The following is a 13,425-nucleotide window of genomic DNA, read 5'->3' on the forward strand; positions in this document are numbered from 1 at the left end:
GGTCTCGTACAAGACGGAGAGTTACACCGCTTCCCTTTTTTAGATCGACTTTTTACCGCATTACTTCTCGGCTTGTTTCTTGAGAAGATCTTTGATCTCGCCAAGAAGTTTCACCTCGTCACTGGGTTCGGCAGGGGCTGCAGGCTCCTCGGGTTTGGCCTTGCGCAGTTTGTTCATTCCCTTGACAAGCATAAAGATCACGAAGGCGATGATGAAGAAATCGAGTACAGCTTGTAAGAAGGCACCCACAGTCATAGCGACCTCCGGCCTAGTGATTTCTCCTCCTTCTATCACAGCTTCGCGGAGCACCCACTTGAGATCCTCGATGTTGCTGCCACTCGTCAGTAGGGTAATGGGAGGCATAATTACGTCCGCCACGAGGGAAGAGACAATCTTGCCAAAGGCACCACCGATGATGATACCCACAGCCATGTCCATTACGTTGCCCCTCATGGCAAACTCTTTGAATTCAGAAACTAGTTTCGACATATCTAATATCCTTTCTCTTTTCTTACTGATTTTCTATAGAGACCATACATTATAGCCTTTTGAGCCGGGGCTTAGCTCAACCCCTCTATATGGCCGTCTACTATATCTATATTGACGGCTTGTGGCGCCTTGGGTAGCCCCGGCATACGCATTATATCACCCATAACCACCACGATCATACCTGCACCTCTATTGATAACGAGGTCGGTTACTTTCATCTCAAACCCTCTCACGTCGCCATACTCTTTGGCATCGGTGCTAAAAGAGAATTGTGTTTTGGCGATGCAGACGGGGAGATGCCCTAGGTGCAACTCGCGTATTTTGGAGAGAGCTTTGGCGGCTTTGCTGCTGTAGGTTACGCTGCCTGCACTATAGACCTTGCGGGCTATCTTCTCTACTTTTTGTTCGATTGTTTCGTCTGATTCGTATGCAAATTTGAGGGGCATTGAGGGCTTATTCTCAATGGTATCGACTACGAGCTGTGCCAATTCTGCGGCACCCTTACCCCCTTCTGCGAAGGCATTGTTTACGGCAAAGCCCACTCCTAGTTCGTCTTCGCAGTGCCGGCGTACTAGTTCTATCTCGCTATCAATGTCGGAAGCAAAGCGATTGAAACAAACAACTACGCGCTGACCAAAGTTGCGCAGGTTGTGTACGTGCCTATCGAGGTTGGCCAATCCGCGAAGTACTCCCTCTTTATCGGGGTCTTTGATGCGCTTTTCGTCCAGACCTCCGTGCAGCTTGAGTGCGGATAGCGTGGCCACCAATACGGTGAGTTTGGGTTGTAATCCTCCCACTCGGCACTTTATATCGAAGAACTTTTCTGCCCCTAGGTCAGCCCCGAATCCGGCTTCTGTGATGGCATATTCTCCGTACGACATTGCCATCTTGGTAGCGAGCATTGAGTTGCAACCATGGGCAATATTGGCAAAGGGGCCTCCATGCACAAAGGCAGGTGTATGCTCTGTGGTTTGTACGAGATTGGGCTTGATGGCATCTTTCAGCAGTACGGTAACAGCTCCGGCTACCCCAAGGTCTTTGACCGTAAAGGGCGCACCTTCTTTTGTGTACCCTAGGAGAATATTCTCTATGCGGAGGCGTAGATCTTCTAGGTCTTTAGCTAGACAAAGTATGGCCATGATCTCCGAAGCCGGAGTAATATCGAAGCCGGTTTGTCTGGGTATGCCATCCGTGCTGTTTCCTAGCCCCGAGACGATGTTGCGCAACGAGCGGTCGTTTACGTCAAGCACTCTCTTCCAAAGCACTTCCGACAATCCGACGCAATTATCCCTATTTTGATATATATAATTATCGAGCAGAGCCGTAATCATATTGTGCGCCGAGGTGATCGCATGGAAGTCTCCTGTGAAGTGGAGGTTGATGTTTTCCATCGGTAGTACTTGGGCATATCCCCCACCGGCAGCACCCCCTTTTTGCCCGAAACAGGGACCCAATGAGGGTTCACGCAAAGCCACGATGGCGCGTTTCCCTATTTGGTTAAGCCCGAGAGCCAGACCAATAGAGACGGTCGTTTTTCCGACCCCGGCTTTGTTTGGAGTGATGGCAGTAACGAGTATCAGGTTGCTTTTGGCAATCTTTTCCGGACGGAGACTGCTCAGCCCTATTTTGGCAATATGATGTCCATAGGGCTCTACATTGGCGTTGTCGATACCCAAATCTTGGGCAATATCTTGTATTGGCTTTAGCTCTATCTCGCGAGCAATTTCTATATCTGTCTTCATAGAAACAAACTTACTATTGATTTCCGTAGCAAATGTAACTATTCCCTTTGGATACAGGGTCTTCCGTTCTGCAATAGCCTTATAGGTAAAATCAATTCGCCGAGAGAAGACTTCCGCTACAGCTTGGTTTTATAGAAAATCTTCCCTGAAAAGAAAAGTTTTTCTACCCAGAATCACTAGGCCTTACAGGCTGAAAAACAAAAAAATATAGCCCAAGATTCTTTTGAGTTTTGGGCAGGCTTTTTTGACCTCTGCATGAGCCTTTAGAGAAAAGTGGGTTAGGGGGAGAGGAGAGTGGAGTAGGCTTTTCTATCTCTACCTCTTGCTTCCCGCTAAAAAGAGAGGCGACTCTGCTCCGAAGAGCAGGGGCGCCTCTAAAGAAATATGATGAGACTTAAGTCTCAAGATCGGATTATCTCACTATGGTTGGGGTACCATTTCTAGATTTCCCATAGAGAGGATCGGTAGGAGCATAGTTCGAATTAATTGTCCCGTCGTACTTGAGGAATTCCACATTCTCGACTTTACATTTATCGAACTTCACTCCGGTAGCATCGGCAATGTCTCCAACAAGTCCTGCAATGTTTGTTGTTGTTGAACCATTGACACGTAGGCTTACGTAGTTAGCGCTACATCTGGTTAGTGTGTGATCCTTGTGTAGCGATCCAACCATACCCCCGATTTGTTCGCCCTTCGCTTGGATTGTGATATGTTCTACGCTACAATCCTTGAATTCGAAAGGTGTAGCAGGATTGGTATATCCCACGAGACCTCCTACATTCTGAGTCTTGAGGATGCCCTTAGCACCCTTGATGAAAACGTTTTTGGCATGTACGTTCTCTAGATTCCCGCAGAAGTATCCAATACATCCGGCAAAGTAAGCCGATTCATTGTGAGTATTCCCTAGTTCTACTTTTACGCCTTCTAGCCCATTTATAGTGATGTTTTCGAAGGTTAGGTTCTTGACATCTCCATACCATACACCAAAGACACCTGTTTGTTGCTCTCTCTTGAAGAAGCCACTAGTCTTGTAGAGGAATTTTTGTACACTGAAGTTACGTAGTGTATGGCCGTTCCCATCGAATGTACCGCAGGGACCTCCATAATTTCCATTGCGAGGACCGATGGGGAACCAGTCAATACCATTCATATCAATGTCCGACTCGAGCTTGAAGACTTTGTTAGCTCCTAGCTCACTAGGGTGATCGGCAACCCACATGAGTTCTTCACGATTGGTGATGTGGTAGGTCTTGATGGTTGTGCCGGCAACAACACTTGTGGTGATTCTGGGTTCTTGGGCAGTTACTCCTTGAGGAGCAAACCAAGACTGATGATTGTTGTACTCTTCAACAAAGTTTTCTTCAATAATCACCTTGATACGAGTAGCTGTAGTTAGGAGGTTACCCATGAGCGTAGTTAGGTAGTTACGTTGGATGGGTACATTAACGGTAAAGTCGTAGGTTGAGATTTCCTGACCTGTTGCACCACCTTTCTTAGCGGTGAAGACCACGTGAAGTGGCGTCTGCTCAGACTTATCTGTCATCAGATAGTCTACGGTCATGGTGCGGTTGTGCTCGTCAGAGTCATAGCCGAGCTTGTAGTCTTTGTTGTCCTTGTCTACATTCACGTCATAGGTGACGATACTTGCATCTCCCTTCGCTGTGAGAGGAGTTCCCGTAGAGACTCCCGTCAGTAGGTTCATAGAGTTGAATCTCTTACAATCTGTTCCATAGTACTGGATGGAGAAGTAGTCCGGCTTGTCTGCAGGAACTAGCCCCCAGTCTGTAGTAACGACACGGATTTTAGAGAAGGGACGACGTAGCACGAGAGTCTCGTTAATAGCAGTTGTACCAACATTTATGTCCTTAGCAATCCAATAAGCATCGCGAGTCTCGTCGTTTAACTGCTTGTTAGCGGCATCGAGGCAAGTGATGTTTAAGAAGTCGGAGGTGTCGTAGTGAAGGTCGGTAGTCTGACCTTGTTGTACGAAGTCAGCCCAGACAACAAATTTGTATTGTCTGTTGGGGGTTAGTCGTAGCTCATAAGTGATTTCCTCGTAAGAATCTACGGTTTTGATCATAGGAGCAATGACAAGATCGTTGTTCGCGTTGTAGACAGCGAGCTTGTATCGGATGTCGTATTGCGACATGTCTACGTTAGTGATACCCCCCTTGGCGCTAGAGCTATTAGCGGAGGCACGGAGGGCCTGCATGTCCTCGGGAAGAGAGAGCTTGATAACTACTTTCCCCGGATCATTACTGCCTAGTTGGTCATTCCTCTGGCATGAAACCCCGATAAGGAGCATTGCTAGAGAAGCCAAGAAAAATTTGATTTTTTGATTCATACTTCTACTATTTATTGTTGGTTTATGATATATGACTGGGATCTTTCTTTGTGTCGTCAGAGAAAAGACTCCCTAGTATTTCCGATTGCTTATATCCTGATAACAAATTCTCCGTCGAAATCTTCATCAATCTGGATTCCTTCGTCTTTCCCGAAGCTCTTGGTCAAGAAGTACCCTTCAAGTAGGGTCTCGTGGTTCCTTAGGAGAGGAATGTGTACGTCCTTTATGTGGCTGATTTCTTTGTTATGGTCATAAATATGGAAGTCCGCAACAACGACATTCTCTTCGTTCCAAGAGGTGAATATATAGTCTAGAGCTAGAGAAACGGTTTTATGGTCAGAAGAAATGTATATCTCTGGTTTGACGTTTACGCTGTAATTTACCCCAAACTTATTAGGCCTGCGCTCAGGCACATTGTATCCAACTGCTGCGAATTGGGTATAGATGATCTTTACCGTGATATCTTCGATTTTACTGCCAGAGAGTAGGTAGTCTCCGTAGTCGATTGCTCTAAGCCAATAGCGAGCGTTGGGTCTCTCCATATATACGGGTATCTTACGATCTCTAATCACTCTATGGGCATCGGCAGCAGAAGCTGGATATCCCTCTGGCGTTAGGGTATAGTCTATGATGAAATCTTCTGTTCCGATTGCGCAACTCCTTAAGTGAGCATTCTGTGGATAGGTCGAAAGGTCTGTGCCAATGTGAGTGAGATCTGATGTAAGGTAGTGCCAGTCCTTGATCTCATTCTCTTTAATGTAATCGGCAAAGGCTGCAACCTTGTACTTCCCATGAGGGAGGTACACATGTATGGTGTCCTGTGGGGGGAGAGCGTTGTGAGGCTGGGTGACTACTCTTCGTTCAACTACATTTCCTGCTTCGTCATAGATCTCGGCAGTAATTCTCATCTGATACCCTTTCCCTAGTTGGTAAGGTAGTGAGGGAGTCTCGTTAAGCTTGATTACTTCCGAGAGGTATGTCTCATCGAAAACTACCTTTTTGTAGTAAGGAGGAGGAGTCCGGTCGGCATTAAACTCTAAGATCACTAGAGATTTGCCAGGTATAGGGTACTCGTGGATGGTCCTATCACAAGAAATAAAAGAGAGAATGGATAGGGCCATTACTATGGCTGTGGATAATCTGTACTTCATCTGATATATTTCATTTGCGTGGGGTGTACCACTTGTACATGATGGTTAGTCCGGCTCTGGTTACACCCCAGTAGCTTTCGTGTGTATTGCTCTTGAATTTGGCTCCATTGTGCCAGTTCCGGTATGAATCGTAAATATAGTCTGCGTACCCAACACCGATGTTTGCTTCTAGAGCCCATCTCTTGTCTTTACCAAAGTTCCAAGAGTATCCGTATCCAATGCCCGCATTCCATAGTGCATGGTTGGGGTCTTGGAAGCGTCCCTTGTCGTTGAGGGCAATGTTGAATCCTAGTAGAGCTCCATGTATTCCTACGAAATGTCCCTCTCCTGCTTTTTGCCCGAGCCAATATCTAAATTCCGGCTGTGAACCAAGAAGTCTGATCTTCCTATCAGGGACGCGAATGTCATAAGGAGAGTACACAAAGGGAATGTCTAGAGAGGTTTTTCTCCATAGCTCGATTTCCACACCCAGGTTCGCCACGAGGATTCCATCGAAGAGGAGATTATTTTTGAGGGCGAAGAAACGTGTTTCTGCAGAGGGAAGAAAAGAGGCGTCCATCTTTGGTAGCATATTTGCCTTGGGGCGCGGAAGGAGTATCGGGGGCATGGGCGGGATCTTAGGAGTCTCTACATTATAAGCCTTGCATACAATGACCATGCGGGCATTTCTGAAGGGGGTGAAGAGTCCGTAGATGAGGTTGTGCCAAGTCTTTCCGTTATCGATTGCACGGATCTTCCTTTTTCTCAAATCCCAATCCGAAGTATTATCAATGATTTCTAATAAGCGGTCTCTGTAGGGATAGTCCTTATCCTTGATTAGTGCTCTACGAAATCCCTCCCAGTCCTCTGCAAGGTTTTGAGTGCGTACCAAAGTTGGGTTCACAGAGGTGTTTTCGAGAATAAAGTTCTTGAGGATTTCAGATCTCCAGAAGCCTAGATCGTAATTGTGTGCCACCGGTCCCTCGGGGGAAGCACTACCTCCGATCCATAGATATTGGAAGTCAACTCTCTTGTCTTGAAGCACTTGATCAACGAGTGCTGCTACACTATCTAGCTCTGGTGAAGGGATGTATTTGTGTTTGTCGATCTCAAAAATGATGGGGACTAATCCAGTCTCGCTGTATGCGATGACGGAATCTGGTTTGTTGTCTGGGAGGAATACCACATGCTTAGGGTATACCATGTGTCCGATGATAGGATTTAGTTTATCATCTTGGGCATAAATGGATACCCCTAGGGCTAATGTGGATAGTATTGTCAGTATAAATTTTCTCATAAGAAAAGTTTATATATAGGTTTGGCCGATAGCTAGGATGCCTCTTATAAAGGCTCCTTTTTACCTCAGGAAATAGAGGAAAGAGGAGAGTAGGACCTTTTGTTCGCTAGTCGGATGTTGTGTGAAATAATGTTTTGTTTTTTGAATACATCAGCATTTCCGTGAATGATGTGAGTTGAATTTGTCATCCTTTGGGGCGAAGGTAGTTTTTTATTTCCAATTGGCAAAATCCGAATTTGATATATCGAACTATTTTTGTCTTATCCCAGCCTCTAGAGTTTCGTTGCATCTGTTTTCTCTCTTTGAGGGAGGGGAACTCTATCTGCTCTGTCGTGGGTTATTTGTACTTTTGCCCTAGATTTGTGGAGGCAACCGCAAATCCCCGTCCATCTATAAGGCAATGAATGAAACCAGACAAATAGAGATAGAGAGCTACGACTACCCTTTACCTGATGAACGCATCGCACGTTATCCGCTTGAAGATCGCGCTGCATGCCGGCTGCTCGTCTATCGGTCAGGTGAGATCATCTCTTCTCAATTTCGGCAGATTACAGACTTTATTCCCGAGCATTCTTTGCTCATACGTAATAATACGCGCGTAATACGCGCGCGCATACATGTGCAGAAATCATCGGGGGCGCAGATTGAGATCATGTGCCTTGAGCCTGCAAATCCTGCCCAATATGAGCGAGCATTGTCCGCCACCTCGGGCTGTTCGTGGCATTGTTTGGTGGGGAATGCTCGGCGTTGGAAGGAGGGATTTCTTGAGACGTTGGTGGCTCTACCCGGGGAGACTGAACCTATCCTCTTTCGCATTGAGCGAGGAGAGGGGGATGTGATTCACTTCTCGTGGAATAGCGATCACTGTACCTTTGGTGAGTTATTGTCTGTGGTGGGAATTTTGCCTATCCCTCCTTATCTCCGTCGTGAGACCGAAGAGAGTGACAACATTAACTACCAAACAGTCTATGCCCAATGCGATGGATCGGTAGCTGCCCCTACGGCCGGACTTCATTTTACTCCGGAGCTTTTTGAGGCTCTTAAAGAAAAAGGGGTATCTCTAGGGGAGATTACACTGCATGTAGGGGCAGGTACGTTTATGCCGGTCAAGACATCCAAAATTGGCGACCACAGGATGCATCAAGAGGTTTGTCGGGTAGAGCGAGGTATCGTGGCTCAATTAGCCAGCGGATCCTTCTCTCCCATTATTGCGGTGGGCACTACCTCTGTACGTACATTGGAGAGCCTTTACCTTTTGGCTCTTAACCATATAGATGAATTAGGGCAAGAGGATTATTTACCCTTTGTGACCCAATGGGAACCCTACGAAACGGACTATCCGGAGGTTTCTATGCCTCAAGTGATGAGTGCTCTCCTTAGCAAAATGGACAGCCTCTCCCTCGAAGAGGTGGTTTTTAGCACTGCTTTGCTGATTGCCCCGGGCTATACCTTCTGCGTTGTGGGGGGGATGGTGACCAATTTTCACCAACCCAAAAGTACCCTTCTACTTATGATTTCGGCGTTCTTAGGTGAGGAATGGGAGCGCATCTACGACTATGCTCTTAGTCATGATTACCGATTTTTGAGTTATGGTGATGGCTCACTGCTATTGCCGTAAGAACCACTTTATACGATCACACAAACTTAATCCTAAATACAATTATGAGTACAAAACAATACAGCATTGTAGGTATGCATTGTGAGCACTGCGTTGCGACCGTTGCACGTGTGGCCTCTGAGGCAAAGGGTACCAGCCAAGTATCTGTATCTCTTGCACAAGGGACGCTAACCATGGAGGTGGATGAGACAATCTTTGACGAAGCTCTCTTTGTAGAAACTCTAGGCGAAGAGGGATTTGGCATTAACTGATAGGCATATCAAAGGATAGAAAGAGAGAATAAGCATTATGATAGAGATAAGTAGTAAGAAGGAGCTACAAGCCCTTCTCGAAAGAGAGCGTGAGTCTCGCAAAACTATCGGATTGGTACCCACAATGGGCGCCCTGCACGATGGGCATCTAAGCCTTGTAAAACAGGCAATTGCTCGCTATGATGTATGCGTGGTGAGCATCTTTGTCAACCCTCGTCAGTTCAATAATCCCAATGACTTGGAGACCTATCCACGTCAGCCGGAGAAGGATGTCGCCCTCCTCGATAGCGTGGGCTGCCACTACGTTTTTATGCCTTCTGTAGAGGAAATATACGATGGAAGTGGGGTAGAGCGCACGTTCGATTTCGGTGCTATTGGCCGAGTAATGGAAGGGGTACAACGCCCCGGGCACTTCGAGGGTGTGGCTCTTATCGTGAGCAAACTCTTCGAACTTGTTTCGCCCGATGGGGCATTCTTTGGAGAGAAAGACTTCCAACAGATTGCCATAGTACGTTCTATGGTGGAGCAATGCGGCTTCAAACTATCCATTATAGCAGTGCCTATTGTACGTGAGGAGAGCGGACTTGCCCTCAGCAGTCGCAACCAGCGTCTTACTCAAGAGACACGCCCCTCGGCTCCACGTATCTACCAAACCCTCCGTGCCAGCCTAGAGCAGAAGGATAAGGGAATGACTCCCAACGAAGTAATCGCTTGGGTTACCAAGGAACTTAATGCCATACCGCATCTTGAGGTTGAGTACTACGCTATTGTGGATGGGAAGAGTCTGCAACCTCTCGAAGCCTGGGAGGATAGCGAAGACCCTGTAGGGTGCATTGCCTGCTATTGTGGGGATGTACGCCTTATTGATAATATCCACTATACGAAGTAAAAGAAGATTGTATCATGCAGCACCACTCTCGCTCTTTTTTGTTCGCTCATCGCCTTACGCAATGTTTTTCGCTACTGATAGGAGTGCTATTGCTGAGTGGTGTATCGGCGTGTTCATCTCGTAAAAAAGTTGTTTCTCCGGCTCCTCCTACCCCTAAAATAGAGGTGGAGATTCCTGTAGAAAAGCCGGTAATCTCCTCCAATGCTGAGGCTATTCGTGGGGTCTGGCTCACTACCATTTATGGTTTGGATTGGCCCTCGCGCCGTGCTGTTTCTTCACAAGATATGGCGTCCCAGCGTCGGGAGCTTTGTCGCATACTGGATAGGTTGTCAGAGGCTCATTTCAATACCGTTTTCTTCCAAGTGCGCCATCGTGGGGACGTGATCTATCCCTCGAAGATAGAGCCGCGTGTAACCGTTTTTACAGGAGGGCGGAATAATTATCTGGACTACGATCCCCTACAATTCGCGATCGAAGAGTGCCACAAGCGCGGTCTCAGCATCCATGCTTGGGTTGTTACTTTCCCCCTTGGCAACTCCTCCCACGTACAAACCTTAGGGGAGAATAGTGTTTGGAAGAAGCATCGCGATTGGTGTTTTACCCTGCACAACGATTGGTACCTCAACCCGGGGCACCCTGAGGCGCGGAGCTATATCACCTCCGTGGTGCGTGAGATGGTCGAGCGTTATGATCTAGATGGAGTCCATTTTGATTACGTCCGCTATCCCGATAAGATGAAGGGGAATGAGGATCAGAATCTATATATGCGCTATGGTAAGGGTCGGTCTGTCGGAGAGTGGCGTACCGGTAATATCTCGGCCTTCCTCAAAGAGGCGTCAGCCAAGGTGCGCGCCGTTAAGCCCCATATCCTAGTAAGTGCAGCCCCTCTGGGCAAATTGCGCATTTTACCCGCTATGCCTAATGTGGGATGGACAGCCCGTGAGAGCGTCTTCCAAGATCCTGCTGTGTGGTACAGGGAGGGGTCGGTAGATTTTATAGTACCCATGATGTACTATCGCGACAACCTATTCGATCCCTTTTTGGCAGATTGGAAAGCGCAAATTCCAGGGCTCCCTATTGTACCGGGGCTAGCTCCCTACCGTATCGAAGATGAGAGCAAATGGACGGCTCGCGACATCGAGAATCAAATGAATGCCAGCGAACGTTTGGGGATGGCTGGGATCTGTTTCTATCGAGAACTCAATATCCGCCCCAATCGCAACGGGGTAGATCGTCTGATTGCACGGCACTTTACAGCCCCTGCACGTATGCCTTCGTTTGCCAAGCGTGGGGCTAATCGTCCTCCTCGTCCCTCGGAGCTTACGATCAAGGACAAGGGGCAGTATCTCGAAGCCTCGTGGACCATGCCCTCTTCGTGGAATAGCTCGAAGGGGACTTTTAATCTTTATGTTTCTGTGCCTGAAGGGAACTTGGCCGGTGAAAACTTCTTGCTGGCAACCCTGATTCCCTCCACTCGGTACACCTTCTCCAAGGAGCTGTTGCAGCCATTCTCTCGGGCTAAAACTCTACAATTCAGAGTGGAGGCTTCGAATCGTTCTTATGTGCGAGGTGAGGTGTCCGAAGCTGCTATTCTCGTGAAAGGTAACTAGGAGGCTCTTGAATGGCAGGTCTCTACCTACACGTCCCATTCTGTAAGAGTCGTTGTGCCTATTGCGCATTTTACTCGCAAACAAATACCCGGCAGCAAGAGGCTTTTGTAGCCGCTCTCTGTCGGGAGTTGGAGCTACGTCGGGAAGAACTAGCCCCCTCTATCCCTATTGAGACTGTCTACTTTGGGGGAGGTACTCCCTCTCTTCTCTCTCCATCTCAGCTTGAAAAAATCGTGGATACGATTCGGAGAGTTTATTCCCCCGTACCCGATGCGGAATGGACTTTGGAGGGGAACCCCGATGACATAACACCCGAGTATGCCCATGCTCTTCGCCTTTTGGGGTTCAATAGAGTGAGCCTTGGAGTACAAAGTTTTTGTGACGAAGAACTTCGCTTTTTAGGTCGGCGGCACACAGCGCGGCAGGTGTATAGCGCGATTGAAACCCTCAGAACCGCCGATTTTCCCAATATAAGTATCGACCTTATTTACTCCTTACCGGGGCAGAGCCACCAGCTTTGGCAGCAAAATCTATCTTCTGCATTAGTCCTTGAGATACCCCATATTTCTGCCTATAACCTGACCTACGAAGAGCATACTCTCCTCACGCATCTTGCACGCCGTGGCTCTATAGAAAAGCAATCGGACGAGGACGCCCTACGCGATTATTACTATTTAGTGGATACTCTCCAGGAGCGAGGGTACGATCATTACGAGCTATCCAATTTTGCCTTTCGGGGGATGCACTCTCGCCATAACTCCTCTTATTGGGATCGAGTGCCCTATCTTGGTTTTGGTCCTTCGGCACATAGTTACCTCCCCGAGAGTAGGTATGCCAATGTTGCTCACCTCCATCGTTACATAGAGTACCTACAACAAGGTACTACGGCAATAGATTTTCGGGAGAAGTTATCCCCTACAGATTGCTTTAATGAGACTATTATGACGGGGCTTAGAAGAGCAAAAGGGGTTGATTTACAGAATGTTCCTGAAGTTTTTGGGCGTGAGAAGTTATCTTTTTTACAGACTGCAAGCGAACCCTATCTAGCCCAAGGTTTACTCATACTCGACAGTACTTCTCAGTACTCTATAGAGGCTCCTTCTCCCTCTATTTGCAAAGAGAGAGTTGCAAATGAGGGGCAATTTTTACGTGCTTCTAGGGAGGGAATGGTGGTTATTGACTCTATTATTAGCGATCTTTTCCTCTTGTAGTAGGGAAATCTCCCTCTAGTAGGGATTTTGTCTTCTATATTATCTGCTTGATAACTAGCTTGTTGCATAATTCCATCTTCGTCGCACTAAAAAATATTCCCAGAAAATAATACCTACTTATTGGTAGTTTCAAATTAATTACTACCTTTGCAATGTCTAAAGAGAGACAGGAACAATACGAATAACAACAATAAAGGATTAAGGATTAAGGATTATGGCTTACGTAATTTCTAACGACTGTGTAGCTTGCGGAACTTGTATCAACGAATGTCCCGTGAGTGCAATTTCTGAAGGCGATATCTATAAGATTGACGCTGATACTTGCATCGATTGCGGTTCTTGCGCTGCAGCTTGCCCATCAGAAGCTATCTCACAAGCATAAGCACCTTCTTTAGGTAGCTTACCCTACAAACGAAAGAGAGATAATCTCCATCCAAGGCCAGTCTTGGGTGGAGATTTTTTTGTGGGCTTGTTTGTTTTTTTTCTCTCTCTCTCTCATTCTCTCCATGAATTAACCATTAGGGACTTTCTTAGCACTCATCTCCATAGAGATATTCTTGTTTAATCCCTCTCCTATTGTAGTGGAATAGTACGGCCTCTTTGCGTTATTAATACATTTTTGTAGGTATATATTCTTTTCTCTGCTACCATGTCTGGAATAGACTTGATGGGGCTTTTCGGAGGGGGGGTACTCTCCCTGTTTTATGATTTTTCTTCGGTTATATGGCATTAGGGCAGCCTTCTGTTGCGCCTAATGCCATTTCTTTTCTTTCTGATCTTAATTCTTAATCCTTGAGAATCTACTAAAAGCTAGGTATTGTCACTGGGTACTTCTATCTCTACC

11 protein-coding genes are annotated in these 13,425 nt (G+C 46.9%); 6 read left to right on the top strand and 5 right to left on the bottom strand.

The window, feature by feature from the left end:
• Positions 1 to 60: 60 nt before the first annotated feature.
• The 5 genes from mscL to ACTTHR_RS04360 all read right to left on the bottom strand — a co-directional run bounded on the left by mscL (position 61) and on the right by ACTTHR_RS04360 (position 7,002).
• Positions 61 to 489: a large-conductance mechanosensitive channel protein MscL gene (gene mscL, locus ACTTHR_RS04340; RefSeq protein WP_442605314.1), complete on the bottom strand. Its 429-nt coding sequence runs from the start codon at positions 487 to 489 to the stop codon at positions 61 to 63.
• Between the two features lie 71 nt (positions 490 to 560).
• Positions 561 to 2,231 (bottom strand): formate--tetrahydrofolate ligase, encoded by a 1,671-nt coding sequence (locus ACTTHR_RS04345; RefSeq protein WP_314813220.1) that lies wholly within the window; start codon positions 2,229 to 2,231, stop codon positions 561 to 563.
• A 412-nt stretch (positions 2,232 to 2,643) separates the two neighbouring features.
• Complete coding sequence (locus tag ACTTHR_RS04350) at positions 2,644 to 4,575, bottom strand: DUF6562 domain-containing protein (protein ID WP_442605315.1); 1,932 nt, start codon at positions 4,573 to 4,575, stop codon at positions 2,644 to 2,646.
• 89 nt (positions 4,576 to 4,664) lie between these two features.
• A complete protein-coding gene (locus ACTTHR_RS04355) occupies positions 4,665 to 5,726 on the bottom strand; it encodes a DUF6562 domain-containing protein (RefSeq protein WP_442605316.1) in 1,062 nt (353 codons plus the stop codon).
• Positions 5,727 to 5,736: 10 nt separating this feature from the next.
• Positions 5,737 to 7,002, bottom strand: coding sequence for a DUF3575 domain-containing protein (locus ACTTHR_RS04360; RefSeq protein ID WP_442605317.1), 1,266 nt, complete (start codon positions 7,000 to 7,002; stop codon positions 5,737 to 5,739).
• Between the two features lie 400 nt (positions 7,003 to 7,402).
• On the opposite strand from ACTTHR_RS04360, the gene ACTTHR_RS04365 reads away from it, so the two are divergent.
• The 6 genes from ACTTHR_RS04365 to ACTTHR_RS04390 all read left to right on the top strand — a co-directional run bounded on the left by ACTTHR_RS04365 (position 7,403) and on the right by ACTTHR_RS04390 (position 12,963).
• Positions 7,403 to 8,620 carry an S-adenosylmethionine:tRNA ribosyltransferase-isomerase gene (locus ACTTHR_RS04365; protein ID WP_442605318.1) on the top strand — a complete coding sequence of 406 codons (1,218 nt, stop codon included), beginning with the start codon at positions 7,403 to 7,405 and terminating at the stop codon, positions 8,618 to 8,620.
• A gap of 44 nt (positions 8,621 to 8,664) precedes the next feature.
• Complete coding sequence (locus tag ACTTHR_RS04370; protein ID WP_040579934.1) at positions 8,665 to 8,871, top strand: heavy-metal-associated domain-containing protein; 207 nt, start codon at positions 8,665 to 8,667, stop codon at positions 8,869 to 8,871.
• A gap of 37 nt (positions 8,872 to 8,908) precedes the next feature.
• Positions 8,909 to 9,760, top strand: coding sequence for a pantoate--beta-alanine ligase (gene panC, locus ACTTHR_RS04375; protein WP_442605319.1), 852 nt, complete (start codon positions 8,909 to 8,911; stop codon positions 9,758 to 9,760).
• Between the two features lie 14 nt (positions 9,761 to 9,774).
• Positions 9,775 to 11,370 (top strand): glycoside hydrolase family 10 protein, encoded by a 1,596-nt coding sequence (locus ACTTHR_RS04380; protein ID WP_442605320.1) that lies wholly within the window; start codon positions 9,775 to 9,777, stop codon positions 11,368 to 11,370.
• Between the two features lie 11 nt (positions 11,371 to 11,381).
• Positions 11,382 to 12,581 (top strand): radical SAM family heme chaperone HemW, encoded by a 1,200-nt coding sequence (hemW, locus tag ACTTHR_RS04385; RefSeq protein ID WP_442605321.1) that lies wholly within the window; start codon positions 11,382 to 11,384, stop codon positions 12,579 to 12,581.
• Between the two features lie 214 nt (positions 12,582 to 12,795).
• Positions 12,796 to 12,963: a DUF362 domain-containing protein gene (locus ACTTHR_RS04390; protein ID WP_083797812.1), complete on the top strand. Its 168-nt coding sequence runs from the start codon at positions 12,796 to 12,798 to the stop codon at positions 12,961 to 12,963.
• Positions 12,964 to 13,425: the final 462 nt, after the last annotated feature.

The organism is Porphyromonas endodontalis, assembly GCF_052173515.1.
Classification (GTDB): domain Bacteria; phylum Bacteroidota; class Bacteroidia; order Bacteroidales; family Porphyromonadaceae; genus Porphyromonas; species Porphyromonas endodontalis_A.